The 19,570-nt window shown below is 70.4% G+C and carries 22 protein-coding genes; 7 read left to right on the top strand and 15 right to left on the bottom strand.

Going from position 1 to position 19,570, the window contains the following annotated elements:
• Positions 1-11: 11 nt before the first annotated feature.
• Complete coding sequence (locus tag GXW71_RS12085) at positions 12-734, top strand: Yip1 family protein (protein ID WP_211852754.1); 723 nt, start codon at positions 12-14, stop codon at positions 732-734.
• Between the two features lie 169 nt (positions 735-903).
• On the opposite strand, the gene typA is transcribed toward GXW71_RS12085, so the two are convergent.
• The 14 genes from typA to hisB form a co-directional block, all read right to left on the bottom strand.
• Positions 904-2,733 carry a translational GTPase TypA gene (typA, locus tag GXW71_RS12080; protein WP_211852753.1) on the bottom strand — a complete coding sequence of 610 codons (1,830 nt, stop codon included), beginning with the start codon at positions 2,731-2,733 and terminating at the stop codon, positions 904-906.
• A 283-nt stretch (positions 2,734-3,016) separates the two neighbouring features.
• On the bottom strand, positions 3,017-3,961 hold the full coding sequence (gshB, locus tag GXW71_RS12075; RefSeq protein ID WP_211852752.1) for a glutathione synthase: 945 nt from the start codon (positions 3,959-3,961) through the stop codon (positions 3,017-3,019).
• A 308-nt stretch (positions 3,962-4,269) separates the two neighbouring features.
• Positions 4,270-5,112, bottom strand: a complete 843-nt coding sequence (locus GXW71_RS12070) for a SirB1 family protein (RefSeq protein ID WP_211852751.1) — start codon at positions 5,110-5,112, stop codon at positions 4,270-4,272.
• 175 nt (positions 5,113-5,287) lie between these two features.
• Complete coding sequence (locus GXW71_RS12065) at positions 5,288-5,677, bottom strand: histidine triad nucleotide-binding protein (RefSeq protein WP_211852750.1); 390 nt, start codon at positions 5,675-5,677, stop codon at positions 5,288-5,290.
• A gap of 87 nt (positions 5,678-5,764) precedes the next feature.
• On the bottom strand, positions 5,765-6,481 hold the full coding sequence (locus GXW71_RS12060; protein WP_246526494.1) for a lysophospholipid acyltransferase family protein: 717 nt from the start codon (positions 6,479-6,481) through the stop codon (positions 5,765-5,767).
• Positions 6,478-7,476, bottom strand: a complete 999-nt coding sequence (locus GXW71_RS12055; protein WP_246526493.1) for a phosphatidate cytidylyltransferase — start codon at positions 7,474-7,476, stop codon at positions 6,478-6,480. Before GXW71_RS12055 ends, GXW71_RS12060 begins: the two co-directional genes overlap by 4 nt.
• Positions 7,476-8,111, bottom strand: a complete 636-nt coding sequence (locus tag GXW71_RS12050; RefSeq protein WP_211852749.1) for a CDP-alcohol phosphatidyltransferase family protein — start codon at positions 8,109-8,111, stop codon at positions 7,476-7,478. Before GXW71_RS12050 ends, GXW71_RS12055 begins: the two co-directional genes overlap by 1 nt.
• Positions 8,112-8,187: 76 nt before the next feature.
• Positions 8,188-8,754 carry a phosphoribosyl-ATP diphosphatase gene (locus tag GXW71_RS12045; RefSeq protein ID WP_211852748.1) on the bottom strand — a complete coding sequence of 189 codons (567 nt, stop codon included), beginning with the start codon at positions 8,752-8,754 and terminating at the stop codon, positions 8,188-8,190.
• Position 8,755: 1 nt separating this feature from the next.
• Entirely contained in the window at positions 8,756-9,535 is a 780-nt protein-coding gene (hisF, locus tag GXW71_RS12040) for an imidazole glycerol phosphate synthase subunit HisF (protein ID WP_211852747.1), read from the bottom strand.
• Between the two features lie 161 nt (positions 9,536-9,696).
• A complete protein-coding gene (gene hisA / locus GXW71_RS12035; protein WP_211852746.1) occupies positions 9,697-10,425 on the bottom strand; it encodes a 1-(5-phosphoribosyl)-5-[(5-phosphoribosylamino)methylideneamino]imidazole-4-carboxamide isomerase in 729 nt (242 codons plus the stop codon).
• 12 nt (positions 10,426-10,437) lie between these two features.
• The gene (locus GXW71_RS12030) at positions 10,438-11,016 is read right to left on the bottom strand and encodes a GNAT family N-acetyltransferase (protein WP_211852745.1); all 579 of its coding nucleotides are present in this window, start codon (positions 11,014-11,016) and stop codon (positions 10,438-10,440) included.
• Positions 11,016-11,672, bottom strand: coding sequence for an imidazole glycerol phosphate synthase subunit HisH (gene hisH, locus GXW71_RS12025; RefSeq protein WP_367615840.1), 657 nt, complete (start codon positions 11,670-11,672; stop codon positions 11,016-11,018). The genes GXW71_RS12030 and hisH overlap by 1 nt, the downstream gene beginning before the upstream one ends.
• Positions 11,669-12,052 carry a DUF2628 domain-containing protein gene (locus GXW71_RS12020; protein WP_211852744.1) on the bottom strand — a complete coding sequence of 128 codons (384 nt, stop codon included), beginning with the start codon at positions 12,050-12,052 and terminating at the stop codon, positions 11,669-11,671. Before GXW71_RS12020 ends, hisH begins: the two co-directional genes overlap by 4 nt.
• Positions 12,052-12,663 carry an imidazoleglycerol-phosphate dehydratase HisB gene (hisB, locus tag GXW71_RS12015; protein WP_211852743.1) on the bottom strand — a complete coding sequence of 204 codons (612 nt, stop codon included), beginning with the start codon at positions 12,661-12,663 and terminating at the stop codon, positions 12,052-12,054. The genes GXW71_RS12020 and hisB overlap by 1 nt, the downstream gene beginning before the upstream one ends.
• A gap of 158 nt (positions 12,664-12,821) precedes the next feature.
• Between hisB and hslV the strand changes: the two genes are divergently transcribed.
• On the top strand, positions 12,822-13,373 hold the full coding sequence (gene hslV, locus GXW71_RS12010; protein WP_211852742.1) for an ATP-dependent protease subunit HslV: 552 nt from the start codon (positions 12,822-12,824) through the stop codon (positions 13,371-13,373).
• A 217-nt stretch (positions 13,374-13,590) separates the two neighbouring features.
• Here hslV and GXW71_RS12005 read toward each other — a convergent pair whose 3' ends face one another.
• A complete protein-coding gene (locus GXW71_RS12005) occupies positions 13,591-14,208 on the bottom strand; it encodes a TetR/AcrR family transcriptional regulator (RefSeq protein ID WP_211852741.1) in 618 nt (205 codons plus the stop codon).
• Between the two features lie 104 nt (positions 14,209-14,312).
• Here GXW71_RS12005 and GXW71_RS12000 point away from each other — a divergent pair, with 104 nt between their 5' ends.
• The 5 genes from GXW71_RS12000 to GXW71_RS11980 all read left to right on the top strand — a co-directional run bounded on the left by GXW71_RS12000 (position 14,313) and on the right by GXW71_RS11980 (position 19,517).
• Complete coding sequence (locus GXW71_RS12000; protein WP_211852740.1) at positions 14,313-14,771, top strand: hypothetical protein; 459 nt, start codon at positions 14,313-14,315, stop codon at positions 14,769-14,771.
• Between the two features lie 144 nt (positions 14,772-14,915).
• A complete protein-coding gene (gene hslU / locus GXW71_RS11995; protein WP_211852739.1) occupies positions 14,916-16,235 on the top strand; it encodes an ATP-dependent protease ATPase subunit HslU in 1,320 nt (439 codons plus the stop codon).
• 121 nt (positions 16,236-16,356) lie between these two features.
• Positions 16,357-17,166: an EcsC family protein gene (locus GXW71_RS11990; protein WP_211852738.1), complete on the top strand. Its 810-nt coding sequence runs from the start codon at positions 16,357-16,359 to the stop codon at positions 17,164-17,166.
• A 66-nt stretch (positions 17,167-17,232) separates the two neighbouring features.
• On the top strand, positions 17,233-17,775 hold the full coding sequence (locus GXW71_RS11985) for a carboxymuconolactone decarboxylase family protein (RefSeq protein ID WP_211852737.1): 543 nt from the start codon (positions 17,233-17,235) through the stop codon (positions 17,773-17,775).
• Positions 17,775-19,517 carry an ABC transporter transmembrane domain-containing protein gene (locus GXW71_RS11980; protein WP_211852736.1) on the top strand — a complete coding sequence of 581 codons (1,743 nt, stop codon included), beginning with the start codon at positions 17,775-17,777 and terminating at the stop codon, positions 19,515-19,517. Before GXW71_RS11985 ends, GXW71_RS11980 begins: the two co-directional genes overlap by 1 nt.
• The last annotated feature ends 53 nt before the right edge of the window (positions 19,518-19,570 follow it).

Raw genomic sequence — 19,570 nt, 5'->3', positions numbered from 1 at the left:
GGCCCGGCGAGATGGCGCCACATCCGCCGCAGACCGCTATTTTTTTATCTTGCAACGCTTGCGCGGCGCGGAGCGGCCCGGGCAGTGTTGTTCCGATGGCGGCACAGGCCGCCGGCGCCGGCATTCTGTCCGGCGGGGGGCACCGGGCAATCAACGCGAGGGGAATGACGGGGATGGTGGATATCGTTTCGAGGGCGAAGAACCTCATTCTGAAACCGAAGGAGGAATGGCCGGTCATCGCCGCCGAGGTCACCGACGTCAAAAGCCTCTTCACCGGCTATGTGATGATCATGGCAGCGATCCCGGTGATCGCGGCCTTCATCGGCGTCACCTTCTTCGTCCTCGTGCCGCTGCTCGGTGCCGCGGTGATCCCGGGCATGGTGGTCAGCAGCATCGTCAACTACATCCTTGCGCTGGTCGGCGTCTTCATATTGGGCAAGCTGATCGCGGTCATCGCGCCGAAATTCGGCGGCACCGCGGAAGAGTTGCCGGCGATGAAGCTCGCCGCCTACGCGCCGACCGCCTCCTGGCTCGCGGGCATCTTCACGATCATCCCGCTGCTGGCGATCCTCGGCATCCTCGGCCTCTACAGCATCTACCTCTTTTATCTCGGCGCCACCGCGGTGGTGCGCGTGCCGCAGGAGAAGGCGACGGTCTTCACCATCGTGGTCTTCCTGATCGCGATCGTGATCTTCGTGCTGGTCGGCCTGATCGCCGCGCTGTTCCGGTTCTGAAAACGCAAGCGGCCGGGCATCGCTGCCCGGCCGCATCACCATCCCGCTCAGGCTTGGAACATGCGTTCGCAAGCGCTCACGCATCATGTTCCAGCCCTTTGTCTGATCGCGTGATTCAGACTTTTCGGCGATTCCGCCTCAAGTCATCACGCTCTGGCGGCGGCGCGGCTTACGCCGCCTCGCCTTCCGCGCGCCGGGCGTGCTTCTTCCGCTCATGCGGGTCGAGGTAGCGCTTGCGCAGGCGGATCGCCGTCGGCGTCACCTCCACCAGCTCGTCATCCTCGATATAGGCGATCGCCTGCTCCAGGCTCATCCGCCGCGGCGGCGTCAGCAGCAGCGCCTCGTCCTTGCCGGCGGCGCGGATGTTGGTGAGCTTCTTCTCCTTGATGGGGTTCACATCAAGGTCGTTCTCGCGGCTGTGCTCGCCGAGGATCAGGCCCTCATAGACCTTCACGCCGGGATCGACGAAGAGCGTGCCGCGCTCCTGCAGGTAAAACAGCGCATACTGGATCGCCTCGCCATCGGCATTGCTGATCAGCGACCCGTTGCGGCGGCCTTCGATCGCCCCCGCCCAGGGCTGATAGCCGAGGAACAGCCGGTTCATCATGCCGGTGCCGCGCGTGTCGGTCATGAACTCGCCATGGTAGCCGATCAGGCCGCGCGACGGGATGTGGAAGGTCAGGCGCGTCTTGCCGCCGCCGGACGGCCGCATGTCCTGCATCTGACCCTTGCGCAGCGACAGCTTCTCGACGACGACGCCGGAATAGCCTTCGTCGACATCGACCAGCACTTCCTCGAAGGGCTCCTCGCGCTCGCCGGTCTCCTCGTTCAGCCGAGTCAGCACGCGCGGGCGGCCGATGGTCAGCTCGAAGCCTTCGCGGCGCATCTGCTCGATCAGCACGCCGAGCTGCAACTCGCCGCGGCCGGCCACCTCGAAGGCGTCCACCTCCTCGCTGACCTTCACCTTGATCGCGACATTGCCCTCCGTCTCCTTCATCAGGCGGTCGCGGATCTGGCGGGAGGTGACCTTCTTGCCCTCGCGGCCGCCGAGCGGGCCGTCATTGATGCGGAAGGTCATGGCAAGGGTCGGCGGATCGACCGGGATCGCCGGCAGCGGCTCCGTCACGTCGGGTGCTGCGATGGTGTCCGGGATCGTCGCGTCGGACAGGCCCGCGATCGCCACGATGTCGCCCGCCTGCACCTCGTCGACCGGCACCCGGTCGAGGCCGGAGAAGGTCATCAGCTTGGTCAGGCGGCCGGTCTCGACGATGCTCCCGTCCTGGCGCAGCACCCGCACCGGCATGTTGACGCGCGCCGTGCCCTGCTCGATGCGGCCGGTCAGGATGCGGCCCAGGAAGTTGTCGCTCTCGAGAATGCTCGCATTCATCGCGAAAGGCTTGTCGAGCGCCACGGTCGGCGCCGGCACATGGCTCAGGATCAGGTCGAACATCGGCGCCAGGTCCTTGCGCGGACCGTCCATCGACATGTCCGCCCAGCCCTGGCGGCCGGAGGCGAACATGGTGTGGAAGTCGAGCTGCTCATCCGTCGCACCGAGGGCTGCGAACAGGTCGAAGACCTCGTTGTGCACTTCGTCGGCGCGCGCGTCCTGGCGATCCACCTTGTTGATGACGACGATCGGCTTCAGGCCGCGCGCCAGCGCCTTGGTCAGCACAAACTTGGTCTGCGGCAGCGGGCCCTCGGCCGCATCGCAGAGCACGATGGCGCCATCGACCATGGACAGGATCCGCTCCACCTCGCCACCGAAATCGGCGTGGCCGGGGGTGTCCACGATGTTGATCTTCACGCCCTTCCACTCGACCGCGGTCGACTTGGCGAGGATGGTGATGCCCCGCTCCCGCTCCAGGTCGTTGCGGTCCATGGCGCGCTCGGCCACCTGCTGGTTGGCGCGGAAGGCGCCCGCCTGCTTCAGGAGATTGTCGACCAGCGTGGTCTTGCCGTGGTCGACATGCGCGATGATCGCGACGTTGCGGAGTTCCATGGTCGCAAGCTTCCGGGCCTGGCCGGACCCCCTATGGCTCAACGGAGGCCCCCCGTCCCCCGATCGGGAACGGGCCGGCCCCCGTGGGGTGCGGCGATGGTTATGCTGTTGCGGCGCAGCATATAGTCGCTCCCGAGGCAAAAAGCGAGAGCCGTCCCCCCGAAGAGGGCTCCGCCCTCCCCGGACCCCACCCGGCAGGAGCCCTGGGGGCCCTGTACCCCGATCATTCTAGAGCCAAAGTGAGGCAGGTCCGGGATGGGCAAAGCCCCTTCCGGGCGCGCCCTCAGCATTTCGCCTCGATCGCGTCCCAGATCGCCTGTTCCAGCTGCACCCCATCGAAGCGGGCGATCTCCTGCAGCCCGGTCGGGCTGGTGACGTTGATCTCGGTCAGGTAGCCGCCGATCACGTCGATGCCGACGAAGATCATGCCGCGCGCCTTCAGCTCGGGTCCAATGGCGGCGCAGATCTCCTGCTCCCGCGCGGTGAGCGTGGTCTGCGTGGGCGTGCCGCCGACATGCATGTTGCTGCGGGCTTCGCCCTTGGCGGGCACGCGGTTGATGGCCCCCATGGCGATGCCGTCGACCAGGATGATGCGCTTGTCCCCTTCCCGCACCGCCGGGACGTAGCGCTGCACCATCAGCGGCTCCCGCGAGCGTTCGGTGAACATCTCGATCAAGGCCGCCATGTTGGGATCGTCCGGGCGCAGGTGGAAGACGCCGGCCCCGCCATTGCCGAACAGCGGCTTGATGATGATGTCGCCATGCTGCTCCCGGAAGGCCGCGATGCGGCGGCGGTCGGCGGTGACCAGCGTCTCCGGCATCAGCTCGGGGAATTTCAGGACGAAGAGCTTCTCGGGCGCGTTGCGCACGCTCGCCGGGTCGTTCACCACCAGGGTCTTCGGGTGGATGTGCTCCAGCATGTGGGTGGCCGTAATGTAGGCCATGTCGAAGGGCGGGTCCTGGCGCATCAGCACCACGTCCATGGCGCCGAGGTCGAGCTCCTCGTCCGGGCCGAGCGTCGCGTGCCGGCCCTCCTCCCGGCGCACCGTCACCGGCTGGGCGCGCGCGGTCAGGCGGCCGGCGGCGAAGGCCAGGTCCTTCGGATGGTAGTGCCACATGGCGTGGCCGCGGCCCTGTGCCTCCAGCATCAGGGCGAAGGTGCTGTCGGCATTGATGTTGACGCTGTGGATCGGGTCCATCTGGACCGCGACGCGGAGGCTCTTGCCCATCTGGTGCTTGCCCTCTGTGGCTAGAGCGTGATGACTTGAGGCGCGTCCGCCGAAAAGTCTGAATCACGCTATCAACGAAGCTTTCGCTGCTCTGCCACCGCCCCGTCGCCGCGGCCAGGGGGAAATTCGGGGCCTTTCCCCGCTCAGAGACCGTTAGGAAATGGCGGCAGCGGAGGTGTGGCGAGGGATTTTTCGTCCCGGGCCTGGCGGCTGACGCAGCCGATGCTGGTTGCATCGGCGAGGAAGCTGGCGCGCCCCGGGGCGGAAAGACCCGCCAGACCGACCCGCCGCCGTTTCCTAACGGTCTCTCAGTTCAGCCGCTGGCGCAGCTCGGTGATGGCGGCGCGCACCCGGGATGCCACGGCGCCGTCCGGCTGCAATTCCAGGAACCGCTCCAGCGCCGCCAGCGCCGCGCCGATCCGCTCCAGCCGCTGGTTCATCAGCCCGGCCTCCCGCCACAGCAGCGCCTGCTCCGGCGCCAGGCGCAGCATGTCCTCGGCGCAGGTCAGCGCCCCTTCCAGGTCGTCCGCCTGCTGCCGCCGCAGCTTGATGTTGTTCTGCAGCCGCAGCAACACCGCCCGCCGGCCCATGGGCGCCAGGAGGCCGGGGCGCAGCTCCGCCGCCTCGCCCTCGAACCGCTTGATGAGGGCGCGGAGATCGCGCGCCGTCATTGCGGCCCCGCCCGCGAAGACGTCGACCATGAGCTGCCCGCGCGGCCCTTCCAGCGCCACCAGGAAATGGCCGGGGAAATCCACGCCGTGCGCCGGCCAGCCCGCCGCCTCCGCGGCGTGCAGCCAGAGGATGCCGAGCGCCACCGGCAGCCCGCGCCGCCGCTCCAGCACCCGGATCAGGTTGGCATTGGCCAGGTCGTCATAATGTTCGGTGTCGCCGGCGAAGTCGCGCAGCACCTGGGCCAGCACGCCGCGCCGCGCCTCCAGGTCGCCGGCATCGGCCTCCGGCGCTGCGGCCGCGGCTTGGACCGCTTCCCGCGCCAGCACCGACAGGTCCATGGCGGCGCTGCGCCAGTCGAGCTCCGGTGCGTCGATGCGGGCGAATTGCAACGCCACCCCGGCGATGTCGATCTCGTCGTCGGGCAGGATGCCGGCGGCGTCCAGGGCGGCGCGCGCTTCCGCAAGATGGGTCTCGGACATGCACCGAATGTCGGCCCCCGGCGCCGATCCGGCAAGGTATATACACCTGCCCTCAGGCGCCGGGCGCCGGGCGCCGCGCATCCGCGCGGCTTGGCTTCGCCGGACTACCGGCGGCGCCCATGCGGGCGCTCGGCACGCGGGAAGTACGCGTGCCGTTGGTTTCACCTATGTCGGATCAGGGGGCGGCCTCCTTCGCGACCATGCGGCCGAGCCGCTTGCCGCCGAAGATATGGACGTGGAAATGCGGCACTTCCTGGCCACCATCGGGGCCGATGTTGCTCAGGATGCGATAGCCGCCCTCCTCCAGGCCGAGCGCCTTCGCGGTCGCCGCGACGGCGCGCCAGAAGCCGGCGATCTCGGCGTCATTGGCGGTGGCGCCGAAATCCACGGCCGAGACATAGGCACCCTTCGGAATCACGAGCACGTGCACCGGCGCCTGCGGATTGATGTCGTGAAAGGCGAGCGCGAAGCCATCCTCATGCACGCGTTTGCAGGGGATCTCCCCCCGCAGGATGCGGGCGAAGATGTTCTGCGGGTCATAGGGCGGCAGGCCGGTGACGCTCATGGGGCGGGTTCCTTGGCTTTTGGGGTGCAGGATGCCCCGGCGGCGGCGCGGGGCAAGCCCCCCGTCCCTGACCGCCAGCCTGGGAGGCTACGCGCCTGGGGCGAGGTCCCCCACGGCGGCTTCGCAGGCCGTGGCGACTGTCTCCCAGCCCGCGCGGCCGTTTTCCGCAGTCTCGAAGCGGAGCGGCGCGCCGATCCTCAGGCTGAGCGGCCCAGGGCGCGGCAGGCGGCGCTGCGCCGGCCAGGCGGCGAAGGCGCCTTCGATCCAGCAGGGGACGACCGGCACTGCGGTGCCGGCGATCAGCGCGCCGATCCCGGGCTGGAAGCGCGCGATGGCGCCGTCGCGGCTGCGGGTGCCTTCCGGGAACAGGACCAGGACCAGCCGGTCCTCCAGCAGCCGCATCCTGAGCGTCGTGAGGTCGCTGGAGCGGGTGCGGCGCCGCCAGATCGGCAGGGCGTTGATCGCATGCGCCGCGAAGGCGGCCATGGGCAGCGAGGTGAAGAAGGTGTCGCCCGCCGCCAGCACGAAGGCCCGTCGCGCCGCGGCGCCGCGCAGCACGGCGCTCAGCGTCAGCGCGTCCAGATGGCTCGCATGGTTGGCGATCAGCACGAAGGGTGGGGGCGGCAGGTGCTCCACCCCGCTCACCCGCAGCCCATGGAACAGGGCCAGATAGCCGCGCAGCAAGCGGCGCCAGAGGAAGGCGATGGCGGCGGCAGGCAGCCCCGGCTCCCGGCTCAGGCTGCGCAGCCGGTCGCGGCCGCTGAGCCCCAGGTCGCGCGCCGGCTTGAGCTGCCAGTCCATCATCCGCCGGTGATCAGCCGGGTCGGCTGCTGCAGGCCGAAGCCGACGAAGTAGCCGATGAAGTGGAAGGCAGCCGGCGCGACCAGCAGCAGGCTGTTGAAGCGGTCCAGCACGCCGCCATGGCCGGGCAGGGTCACGCCCATGTCCTTGATGCCGATGTCCCGCTTGATGGAGGAGAGCATCAGGTCGCCCGCCTGCGCCGCGATGCCGACGATCAGCCCGAAGCAGACCAGCCAGTGCGGCTTGTCCATGTTGGTGCCTTGGAACACCGCGGCGGCGAGGAAGGCGACCACCGCCGTCGTCGTCGCCAGCGCGCCGAGCGCGCCGGCGACGGATTTGTTCGGGCTGGTCGCCGGCAGCAGCTTGGGGCCGCCGATCAGCTTGCCGAAGGTGAAGGCGGCGACGTCGCTCAGCGCCACCGTCGCCATCAGCATCAGGAGGATCGGGCGGTAACCCGGATCATTCGCCATGTAGCCGAGATGCGCGAGCCCGGCGCCAAACAGCATGTAGCCGAAGACGCCGAGCGCGCTGCGCTGGATGTAGCCGGCCGGCCGGTCGACCGGGATCGATGCGATCGCGATCACGCCGACCGTCAGCGGCCAGAGCGCCACGAAGAACCCGTACCAGTGGTCGAGCACCGCGAAGTTCACCGCCAGCACGCCGAGCAGCACGGCGCCAATGATGACCCAGTCCCGGAACAGCCCGGTCGCGCGCGCGTATTCGCGGAAGCAGAGCAGCCCGAGCGCCGTCACCGCCGCGATCGTCCAGACCCGGCCCGCCAGCACCGGCCCGAACATCAATGGCAGCAGCCAGCACCAGGAGAGCAGGCGCAGCCGCAGCTCCCGCCGCATCGCCGGCGCGGCGGCGCCGGTCAGCGACAGCCCAGCGATCACCAGCGCCGCGCCCGCCACCACCGCGAAGACCGCGGCCAGGATCCAGATGGTGACGGGCGATGCGAGCATGACGCCGATCGGCGCGATGAAGGGCTCGCCGGCCATCAGCGCGCTTCCAGCGCCCGTGCCGCCCCCAGGAGGCGGCGCAGCGCGGTGAGGGTCGCGAGCAGGATGATGGCGATCAGCGCCCAGCGCGGCAGTGCGCCGACCCAGCCCGCCGGCGTCAGCCCGCACCAGAGGGCGATCGCTGTCACCAGCGCCATCCGGTGCTGCTTCGCCATCGGGCCGCGGAAATCGCTCGGCGCACCGGCGGCGCGTCCCACGGCGCGCGCATAGGCGGTCGCCATGGCGGCGAGCGAGGCGCCGAGGCCGAGCGCCCAATCGCCCCCGGCGGCGAGCCCGAGCCCGACCAGGATCGCGGTGTCAGAGATGCGGTCCGGCACCTCGTTGAACAGCTCCCCGCGCGGGGAGGCGATGCCGCGCCCGATCGCCACCATGCCGTCGAGCAGGTTGGCGGCCAGCCGCAACTGCACCAGCAGCGCCGCCAGCAGCCAGAGCGGCCGCGCGGCGCTCGGTGCCAGCCAGACGCCGGCGAGGCAGAGGCCGGCGGCCAGGGCGCAGAGCATGCCGGCGATGGAGATGCCGTCGGCCGAGGCGCCGCGGCGGATCAGCCAGCCGGCGACGGCCTGGGCCGGGCGCGTTCCGCGCGCGGCGATCGGTCGGCGGTCGCTGCCGGACATGGTCCCCCTTTTCCGTGTCGATCGCGACACGTCCCGCAGGAGAACCGGTTTTCTTGCCCGGCGGCAAGCGCCGGCGTCAGGGCAGCTTGCGCGTCCCCGCCGCTCGCATCAGCCCCGCCGGACGGGCCGCCTTTTCGGCGATGCCACTGATCCCCTGGCGCCGCGCCAGTTCCGACCAGATCTCGGCCGGCTGGATACCGGCATCCACCCAGAGGACGATCAGGTGATAGAGCAGGTCGGCCGATTCCAGCACGGTGCCGCGGTGGTTGCCGAGCGTCGCCTCGATGACGCACTCGACCGCTTCCTCGCCGAGCTTCTGCGCCACCTTGGGCGTGCCCCGCGACAGCAGCCGCGCGGAATGCGACTGGGTCACGTCGCCCGCGATGCGGCGGCTTTCGACCGTGGTCCAGAGCGTGTCGAGGATGCCGGCATCGATGCCCGCCGGGGCCTCGATCGGCGTCAGCACCCGCCCTTCCACACGCTTGATGCGCTTCGGCACCGGCGCCGGCGGCAGGCCCAGCGCCGCGGGCAGCGGCACGCTGCGCTTCTTTCCGGCCGGCTTCTTCACCGCCTGCTTCTTGCCATTGGCCTTCTTCGCCGCGGCGAGCTTCGCCGGGTTCTTCTGCTTCACAAGCTTCGCCATGTCACGCGGCCCTCAACCTCGCGGGCAACGGCCGCACCGGCAGGCCGGCGGCGGCCAGCGCCGCCTTGGCATCCGCGATGCGGAGCTCCCCATAGTGAAAAACGCTGGCGGCGAGCAGTCCGGTCGCTCCGGCCTCCGCCCCCGCCACAAAGTGATCGGCACTGCCGACCCCGCCCGAGGCCACCAGCGGCAGCCGCACCACGCGGCGGATCGCGCGCAGCAGGCCGGTGTCGAAGCCCTGCTTGGTCCCGTCGCGGTCCATGGATGTTACCAGCAGCTCCCCGGCGCCGAGGCTTTCCATGCGTTGCGCCCAGGCGACCGCGTCGATCCCGGTCTCCCGCCGCCCGCCATGGGTGAAGACCTCCCAGCGGTCGGGCGCCACGCGCTTGGCATCGATCGCGACCACGATCGCCTGGCTGCCGAAGGCTTCCGCGGCGCGGCCCACCAGCTCCGGCTCGGCGACCGCGGCGGAGTTGATCGACGCCTTGTCGGCGCCGGCCAGCAACAGGCGGCGCACATCCTCGACGCTGCGCACGCCGCCGCCGACGGTCAGCGGGATGAAGACCTGCGCCGCCGTCCGCGACACGACGTCGAGGATGGTGTCGCGGTTCTCGTGGCTGGCTGCGATGTCGAGGAAGGTGATCTCGTCCGCCCCCTCGGCATCATAGGTGCGCGCCTGCTCCACCGGATCGCCGGCGTCGCGGAGTTCCAGGAAGTTCACGCCCTTGACGACGCGGCCATCCTTCACATCGAGGCAGGGGATCACGCGCAGCGCCAGCATGGCGGATGATTTCCCAGGTTGTCGGTGGGCGCGCGGACGCGCGCAAACTTTCTCCGCGATGACGGCGAAGTCTCGCGCGGTCAAGTGTTCATTCGGCGAAACCGTTGTGCCTCGGGCGACCCTGCCGTGCTCCAGGGCGGTGGCCGGAAAAAATCCGGCGATCAGCCGAGCGCCAGGGCCTCGGTTAGGTCGATCCGGCCGTCATAGAGGGCGCGGCCGATGATGACGCCGGCGACCCCCTCGCCCGCCACCGCGCGCAGCGCCCTGAGATCGGCGATCGAGGCGACGCCGCCGGAGGCGATGACCGGTGTGGTCAGGGCGCGGGCCAGTGCCACCGTCGCGTCCAGGTTGACGCCGCCCAGCATGCCGTCGCGGTCGATGTCGGTGTAGATGATGGCCGCCGCCCCGGCATCCTCGAAGCCGAGCGCGAGGTCGCGGGCGGAGACGGTGCTGGTCTCGGCCCAGCCCTCGGTCGCCACCATGCCGCCCCGCGCATCGATGCCGACGGCGATGCGCCCCGGGAAGGCCCGGCAGGCGGCGCGCGCGAAATCCGGGTCCTTCACCGCGGCCGAGCCCAGGATGACCCGCGCCACCCCGGCCGCGAGCCAGGCTTCGACAGTCGCCATGCCGCGGATGCCGCCGCCGAGCTGCACGGGGATCGGCGCGGCGGCCAGGATGGCGCGCACGGCCGCCTCATTCGCGGGCTTGCCGGCGAAGGCGCCGTCGAGATCGACCACATGCACCCAGGCAAAGCCCTGGCGCGCGAAGACGGCCGCCTGGGCGGCGGGGTCCTCCCCATAGACGGTCGCCTGGTCCATGTCGCCGCGCTTCAGGCGCACGACGCGCCCGCCCTTCAGATCGATGGCGGGGTAGAGCGTGAAGGCGGTCATCTCACTGGCTCTTCACTGGCTTTCGGAGATCAGCGCGTCGGTCTTCCGGCCGCGCCCGGGCTCCAGCAGCTTGTAGTAATGGAGCCCTGCGACGGTGCGGCCATCGGCCCGGGCATAGAAGGGATGGGTGCCCCAGTGCCGGTAGCCCACCGCCTCGAACAGCGCGATGGCGGTGGATTGGGTTTCCCGCACGTCGAGGTTCAGCACCCGATGGCCGGCGGCGGCGGCGTATTCCTCGACCCGCTTCATCAGCAGCCGCGCCAGACCGAAGCCGCGCGCGTAAGGGGCGATATAGGCGTGGGTGAGCTGCGCCGCGAAGGCCTGCGCCTCGTTGTTGCGCGGCGGGCGCACGAGCTGGGCGGAACCCACGATGTGCCCGTCCATCCGCGCCACGAAGAGCTCGCGCTCCGGCACCAGCAGCACGCCGCGGAAATGCCGCTCCAGCGGCGCGCGCCCCTGCGGGCCCAGCCAGCCGAAGCCGCCACCCTCGATGATGGCAGCGTCGGTCGCCTCGCAGAGCTCGCCCATCTCGGCGTCGTTCAGCTCCTCGACGCGCTGGACGTCGAGCTGGTGGGCGGCGGCGTGCGCCATCACGGCTCCCAGCGGAGGAAGTTGGCGAGCATGGCGAGGCCGACCTCGCCGCTCTTCTCGACATGGAACTGGGCGGCGACGATGTTGGACCGCGCGATCATGGCGCAGACCGGGCCGCCGTAATCGGTGGTGGCGATGACGTAGTCCTCGTCATGGCCGGTCGCCGCGTAGGAATGGACGAAATAGGCGTGGCTGCCCTTCTCGATGCCGTCCAGCACGGGGTGATGGCCTTCTTCGAAGTCGAGCGCGTTCCAGCCCATCTGCGGCAGCGGCAGCGGGTTGCCGTCCTTGTCCTTCGGGTCCATCGGCGTGACCTGGCCCTGGAACCAGCCAAGGCCGAAGCTGACGCCATGCTCCAACCCGCGCTCGAACAGGATCTGCATGCCGACGCAGATGCCGAAGAAGGGCACGCCCTCGGCCCGCACCCGGATGTCGATCGCGTCCTGCATGCCGTCCAGCGCGTCGAGCCCGCGCTTCACCGCGGCGAAGGCGCCCTGGCCGGGCAGGATGATGCGGTCGGCCGCGCGCACATCGGCGACCGCGGTGGTGACCGCGGCGCGCACCGCGATCTCCGCATTGTCAGCAGCCTTTTCGACCGCCTGGAGCACCGACGCGAGGTTGCCCGAACCGGTGTCCACGATCGCGACCCGCATCATGCCCGTCCCCCCTGCACCGCGCGCGCCGCCTCGGCGCGCAAAGCCTCGTCCTGGGACAAGGCACGCAGCAAGGCCGCGTCCTCGTCCATGCCGAAGATCACAGCGCGGACATCGCGCCCCCGGCGCGCCAGCTTGGCGCGCAGCAGATCCCGCGCCTCGAACCCCGCCAGCAGATGCAGCGCCAGGAGGCCGAGGCTGCGCCAGCCCGGCGGCGCGGCAAGCGCGATCGCCGCGAAGCCCGCGACATAGGCCAGCAGGCCGAGCCAGAGCCCATGGCGTAGCAGCCAGAAGGGCGCGAAGACGAAGGCGCCCCAGGAGAAGCCTTCCGGGATCAGCAGTGGCTGATGTCCGGGGGCGGCATGCAGGGTGAAGGCGCGCATCACGCCTCCAGCACACCCTTGGTGGAGGGGATGGCCACGCCGGCGCGCGGATCGGGCTCCACCGCGGCGCGGAGCGCGCGGGCGAGCGCCTTGAAGGCGGCTTCCGCGATGTGGTGCGCGTTGCTGCCGGCCTTCTGGATCACATGCAGGGTGATCCCGGCATTGGTCGCGAAGGCGCGGAAGAACTCCTCGAACAGCTCGGTGTCCATCTCGCCGATCTTGTCGCGCGCGAAGGTCACGTTCCAGGCGAGGAAGGGGCGGCCGGAGATGTCGATCGCGGCTTCCACCAGCGCCTCGTCCATCGGCACAACGGCATGGCCGTAGCGGCGGATGCCTCGCTTCTCGCCGAGTGCCTTGCGCACCGCTTGGCCGAGCACGATGCCGACATCCTCGGTGGTGTGGTGGAAGTCGATATGCAGGTCGCCCTGCGCCTCGACCGTCAGGTCCAGCATGCCATGCCGGGCAAGGGCCGTGAGCATGTGGTCGAGGAAGCCGATCCCGGTCGCGATCTCGCTCGCGCCCGACCCGTCGAGGTCGAGCGTCGCGCGGATGCGCGTTTCGCTGGTCGCCCGGGCGATCTCGGCCCGGCGGGGGGTCAGGGTGCCGTCCATGGGCGCCTCTCTACGCCGGGCCCGGGCGTGCCACAACCGGGCGCGGCGGGGCAGTCTCGGCTGCCGCGGCCGGGCTTGTCCACGGCGAAGGTTGCGGCATCGGCATGGCAGCCCTACCCCCGTTGTCGGGCGCCAGTCGCGATGCCATCTGCGCGATCATGCAATCCTCACATGATCCTCTCGGCTGGCACGGCACCACCATCCTCTGCGTCCGCAAGGATGGCCAGGTGGCGATGGCCGGCGACGGCCAGGTCTCGATCGGCCAGACCGTGGTGAAGGGCAATGCGCGGAAGGTCCGCCGCATCGCCAATGGCCGGGTCCTCGCCGGTTTCGCCGGCGCTACCGCCGATGCTTTCACCCTGCTCGAGCGGCTGGAAGCCAAGCTCGAGCGCTTCCCCGACCAGCTCGAGCGCGCCGCGGTCGAGCTCGCCAAGGATTGGCGCACCGACCGCTACCTGCGCCGCCTCGAAGCCCTGCTGGCGGTCGCCGACAAGGATCGCTCGCTGCTCATCACCGGCCAGGGCGATGTGCTGGAGCCCGAGGATTCCGTGATCGGCATCGGGTCGGGCGGCAATTACGCTCTGTCCGCCGCGCGTGCGCTGCTGCCGGTGGAGGGCGTCGATGCGGCCGAGATCTGCCGGCGCTCGATGAAGATCGCAGCCGATATCTGCGTCTACACCAACGGCAACATGATTTTGGAGACGCTTTAACAGGCCTTGCGCCGGCGCCGCCTCCGGCGGCTTGGCTTGCGCGCTGTCGGGTGCGCACCCGGCGCGGCTGATGGTCGCGCGCGGGCCGCATTCGCGGCCTCGGTCTGCATCGGCTGTCGCCTCGCAGCCCGGCCTTTCTGATGGCGGCCTTCGGCCGCGCGGCCCTCGCCCTCCGAAGCCTCGGCGAAGGGGGGTGGCCGCGTGGCGTTTGTTGGTCTCAGGGCCGGACGGTGACCAGGGCGAGGTAGCGGTCGATCGCGGCGATCGCGACCTGCTCCGCGGCTGCGGGGTCGAGGCCCCAGCTCGGGAACTGGCCATCCAGATGCATGCGCGCCAGGCCATAGGCCAGGGCGCGGCCGGTGATCAGCACCTGCTCCGGCGCGTCCCCCAGCATGCCCTGCGCGGCGGCCTCGGCGAGCTGGTCGGCCATCATCGCGCGCAGCGCGTCATTGGCGCGGCGCAGCCCCGAACCCTCGAAATCGATCAGCCCGCGGGCCGAGATCACCTGGAAATGCGCGGGGTTGCGGATCGCCCAGCGCAGGAAGCCATGCCCCGTGGCGCGGAAGCGCTCGAGCGGCGCGGAGACGCCTTCCAGCGCCGCCGCGATCTCGGCCTGCAGCCGCTCCATCGCCTCCTCCGCCACCAGGGTCAGCAGGGCCATGCGGCTCGGCACGTGGCGGAAGGGCGCGCCGGAAGAGACGCCCAGCCGGCGTGCCACCTCGCGCAGCGTCACCTTCTCCAGCCCCTCGGCCTCGATCAGCCGGATCGTCTCGGCAATCATCGCCCGACGCAGGTCGCCATGGTGGTAGGTGCCGCGCGGGGTGCTGGTCGTCATCGGTGGGTTCCGGGCCGGGCTAATGTAAGCGTCGCTTATTTTTCACTGGCGGGCAAAGGCCGCTTCGATGTAAGCGTCGGTTACATCAGTGTTGGAACCCACCCATGCCGCGCCTCGCGATCCCTGCCGTGCTGGCCGCCCTCCTCAGCATCTCCGCCGCCGCCCCCGCGACGGAGCCGCCGCGCCTCAGCATCCTTTCCCCGGCCGAAGGTGCGGAGGTGGTGCTGGCCCCGGGGCCGGAGGGTAGCGTCGCCGTGCGGGTCAGCGTGCCGGGTTTCCTGCTGCGCGCTGCCGGTGCCTGCGGCGGCGCGCCGAATTGCGGGCATCTCCACCTCAAGGTCGATTTCGAGGGCGATAGCTGCAATGCCCCGGGCCGCCCCTACAACAGCCGCAACAGCGACACCGGGGGCGATACCATCCTGGCCCATCTCGGCCATTGCCCGGTGCCGACCGGGCGCCACAGCATCGGCATCCTGCTGGCCAATGACGACCACTCGACGGTGCTGGTGGATGGCAGGCCGGTGATCGCGACGGTCACCGTGGTCGCCCGTCGGGCGCCGTAGACCGTCGCCCGCCGGGCGCCGTAGACCAGGGTGGCGCCAGTTGCGTCCCTGCTCCCCTTGGGTCACCGGTTGATTCCGTCGCACCGCGTCCCGATTTTCGGTTCCATCTCTCAGCGGCCACCGAGGCCGCCCCCAGGAACCGGAATGGACACCGTCAATCTCTCTCCGCGCGAGATCGTCTCCGAACTCGACCGCCACATCGTCGGCCAGCAGGACGCCAAGCGCGCCGTGGCCATCGCGCTGCGCAACCGTTGGCGCCGCCAGCAGCTTCCCCCCGGCCTGCGGGAGGAGGTGGTGCCGAAGAATATCCTGATGATAGGGCCGACCGGCTGCGGCAAGACCGAGATCGCGCGCCGCCTCGCCAAGCTCGCCAATGCGCCCTTCCTCAAGATCGAGGCGACCAAGTTCACCGAGGTCGGCTATGTCGGCCGCGACGTGGACAGCATCGTCCGCGACCTGGTCGACACCTCCATCACCATGCTGCGGGAGCAGGCGCGCCACGGCGTGCAGGCGAAGGCGGAGCTGGCGGCGGAGGAACGGCTGGTCACCGCGCTGGTCGGCGAAGGCGCCTCCGGCGAGACCCGCATGAAGTTCCGCCGCATGCTGCGCGAAGGCAGCATCGAGGCGCGGGAGGTGGAGGTCGCGGTCGCCGATACCGGCGGTACGCCGATCGGCATGATCGACCTGCCGGGCGCCCAGGGCCTCCAGATGCAGAACATGCAGGATATGCTCGGCAAGATGTTCGGCGGTCGCACCAAGCCCCGGAAGATGACGGTCGCCGAGGCCCGCATCGCCCTGACGCGGGAGGAAGCGGACAAGCTTGTCGATACGGAGACGCTGACCCGCGACGCCGTCGCCTATGCGGAGGCCAACGGCATCGTCTTCATCGACGAGATCGACAAGGTCTGCGCACGCACCAGCGAAGGCGGCTTCCGCGGCGGCGACGTCTCCCGCGAGGGCGTGCAGCGCGACCTGCTGCCGCTGATCGAGGGCACCACGGTCAACACCAAGCATGGGCCGGTGAAGACGGACCACATTCTCTTCATCGCCTCCGGCGCCTTCCACCTGGCCAAGCCCTCCGACCTGCTGCCGGAGCTGCAGGGCCGTCTGCCGATCCGGGTGGAGCTGTCGGCGCTGACGCGGGACGATTTCCGCCGCATCCTGACCGAGCCCGAGCACAGCCTGATTAAGCAGTATGTGGCGCTGCTGGGCACCGAGGGCCTGACGCTCGAGGTCGGGGCGGATGCGGTGGATGCGATCGCCGACCTCGCCGCCGAGATCAACGCGAGCGTCGAGAATATCGGCGCCCGCCGTCTGGCGACGGTGCTGGAGCGGCTGCTGGAGGAGGTGTCCTTCACCGCTTCCGACCGCCGCGGCGACAGCGTGGCGGTGGATGGGGCCATGGTCCGCGCCAAAGTTGCGCCGCTCGCCGCCAGCGCCGACCTGTCGCGCTACATCCTGTAGTGCCGACTGAGGCCTCCGTGCCGCGCGTGCCAGGGCGCGGAGGCCGAGCGGGTCCTGTGGAGAGATCACAGCAGGCGCCCATGGGGCTGACACCGGATCGGCTCATCGCCATCTTCCCCGCATGAGCGACCTCGCCGCCCCTCTCGAACCCGCCCTGCTGCCCGATGCCGCGCATGCCGAACTCACCGCGGCTTTCAGCGTGCTGGAAGGCACCTCCTTCGCCGCCCGCCTCGCGGCGCTGGCCGGCACGCCGGTGGAGGCGCTGCGCGCCGCGCTGCCGAAATTCGTGCAGTCGCGCCTGGACGGCGCGGTGCGCGGCGCGCTGACCACCGCGATGTCGGTGGCGCTGCGCAGCGGCCCGGCGAGCACGCCGCTGCCGATCGGGCAGAGCTGGTTCCATCGCGGCCTCGCCGTCGCCTCCGGCGTCGCCGGCGGTGCCTTCGGCCTGCCCGGCACGCTGATGGAGTTGCCGATCTCCACCACCTTGCTGCTGCGCCAGATCGCGGCCGAAGCCGCCGGCCAGGGCGAGGACCTCGATGCGCCCGGTGCCGCGGCGGAATGCCTGCAGGTCTTCGCGCTCGGCGGCCGCGCGCCTTCCGACGACGCGGCCGAGAGCGGCTATTTCGCCGTGCGGTTGGGGCTGGCGCAGACCCTGAAGGGTGCGATCGGCGTCAACCTGGTGCCCGGCTTCATCGGCGCCATCGCCGCGCGCTTCGGCGGGCCGGTCGCATTGAAGCTCGGCGCCCAGGCCGCGCCGGTGCTGGGTGCCGCGGCGGGTGCCGCCGTCAACCTCGCCTTCCTCGAGCATTTTCGCGGCATTGCGCGGGCGCATTTCACCCTGCGCCGCCTGGAGCGCGACCATGGCGAAGCGCTCGTGCGCCAAGCCTATGAGGCGGTGGCGGCAACGCGGGATGCGCGTTTCGTGGGCTGAAGCGGCGTGGCTTGTCCCGCGCCGCCGGCGGCGCGACCCTGAGTGCAAGCCGAACCGGAGGAACCCATGGCCCGCATCCCCTACCGCACCGTCGAAGACCTGGCGCCCGAGAACAAGGACCTGCTGAAGCGCGGAATCGCGCTGCACCGCGCGCTGGTCAACAGCCCCGGCGGCGCCCGCGCCTTCCAGGGCCTCGGCCAATACATCCGCTACGGCAGCAAGCTCGATCCGCGGCTCCGCGAAATCGCGATCCTGCAAGTCGGCTGGCTGGCGCAGAGCGCTTATGAATGGTCGCACCACGTCAAGATCGGCATGGATTTCGGCGTCACCGAAAGCGACATCCGTGCGATCATGGCCGGCGACGATGCGGCGCTCGAACCCCGCGCCCAGCTCGTGCTGCGTGCCGCGCGGGAGATGGTGGCCGGCCCCGGCACCAGCCAAGCGACGCATGATGCGCTGGCCGCCGAGTTCGACACCGAACACCTGACCGACCTTATTCTCGTCATCGGCTTCTACTGCGCCGTGGTGCGAGTCCTCGCCTCCCTCGCGATCGATGTCGAACCCGATTACCAGCCCTATCTCGATCGCTTCCCCCTGAAGGACAAATAATGCGCCGCATCGCCTCGCTTGCGCTGTTGCTGCCCTATCTGCGCGCGCATGCGGGGCGGGTGGCGCTCGCCGCCAGCGCGCTGCTGCTCGCCGCCGGCATGGTGCTCGCCCTGGGCCAGGGCCTGCGCCACCTGATCGACGAAGGCTTCGGCGCCGGCAGCGTGGTGCGGCTGGACCAGACCGCGCTCGCGGTCTTCGGGTTGATCGCGGCCCTCGCGGTCGCGACCGGCACCCGCTACTACTTCGTCACCTGGCTCGGGGAGCGGGTCGCTGCCGATATCCGGCGCGATGCCTATGCCCGCGTGCTGTCGCTCTCGCCCGCCTATTTCGAGACGGCGCGGGCGGGCGACATCCTGTCCCGCCTGACCGCTGATATCGCGCTGCTGCAGTCGCTGATCGGATCCGCGATCTCGGTCGGCATCCGCAACGTGCTCATGTGCATCGGCGCCTTTGGCCTGCTGGTCCTGACCAGCGCCAAGCTGGCGCTGCTGATGGCACTGGTGGTGCCACCGGTGCTGTTGCCGATGATCCTGTTCGGCCGGCGGGAGCGGCAGCTCTCGCGCAGCACGCAGGAACGGGTGGCCGATCTCGGCCATCAGGTCGAGGAGACCATCGCCGGCATCCGCACCGTGCAGGCCTTCACGCGGGAGCCCGCCGAGCGGGCCCGCTTCGATGTCGCGGCGGAGGCCTCCGTTACCGCGGCACTCCGGCGCATCCGCATCCGCGCCATGCTGATCGTGGTGGTGATCCTGCTCGGCTTCGGGGCGGTCACCTTCAGCCTCTGGGTCGGCGGCCGGGATGTCGTGGCCGGGCAGATGACCGGCGGGCAGCTCTCCGCCTTCGTGCTCTACGCCGTGCTGATGGCGACCTCCGGCGCCGCGCTCGCCGAGGTCTGGGGCGAGGTGCAGCGCGCCGCCGGCGCTGCCGAGCGATTGCAGGAAGTGCTGGACGCACCGCCCGCCATCACCGCGCCCGCCGCGCCCACGATCCTGCCCAGCCCCGTTCTCGGTCGCATCGCATTCGAGGACGTGACCTTCCACTACCCGACGCGCCCGGCGCAGCCGGCGCTCGATCGCTTCTCGCTGGTGGTGGAACCGGGGGAGACGGTGGCGCTGGTCGGCCCATCGGGCGCCGGCAAGACGACGGTGCTGCAATTGCTGCTGCGCTTCTATGATCCGCAATCGGGTGTGGTGCGGCTGGACGGCGTCGATATCGCGCAGCTCGATCCCGCGGCGCTGCGCGGACAGCTCGGCCTGGTGCCGCAGGATCCCATCATCTTCAGCGCCGACGCTGCGGAGAACATCCGCTTCGGCCGCCCCGGCGCCACCGATGCGGAGGTCCGTGCCGCGGCCGAGGCCGCCGCCGCGACATCCTTCCTCGACGCGCTGCCGCAGGGCTTCGCGACCCATCTCGGCGCCAAGGGCGTGATGCTGTCGGGCGGCCAGCGCCAGCGCGTCGCGATCGCGCGGGCCATCCTGCGCGACCCGCGCGTGCTGCTGCTGGACGAAGCGACCAGCGCGCTGGATGCGGAAAGCGAACAGGCGGTGCAGCGCGCGCTGGCCACCCTGTCGCGCGGCCGCACCACCTTGGTGGTCGCGCATCGTCTGGCGACGGTGCGCCGCGCCGACCGCATCGTGGTCATGGAGGCTGGCCGCATCGTGGCGGCCGGCACGCATGAGAGCCTACTGCGTGACGGCGGATTGTACGGGCGCTTCGCGGCGCTGCAGTTCGCCGAGGCCTGACGCAGGGTTGCCGCCGGGTCCGACATCGCCGATAGCGGGCATTCGGTCATTTC

The organism is Plastoroseomonas hellenica, from assembly GCF_018129085.1.
Taxonomy (GTDB): domain Bacteria; phylum Pseudomonadota; class Alphaproteobacteria; order Acetobacterales; family Acetobacteraceae; genus Plastoroseomonas; species Plastoroseomonas hellenica.
Note: the sequence above shows the minus strand (reverse complement) of the source record. Positions and strands in the feature narration are given on the sequence as shown.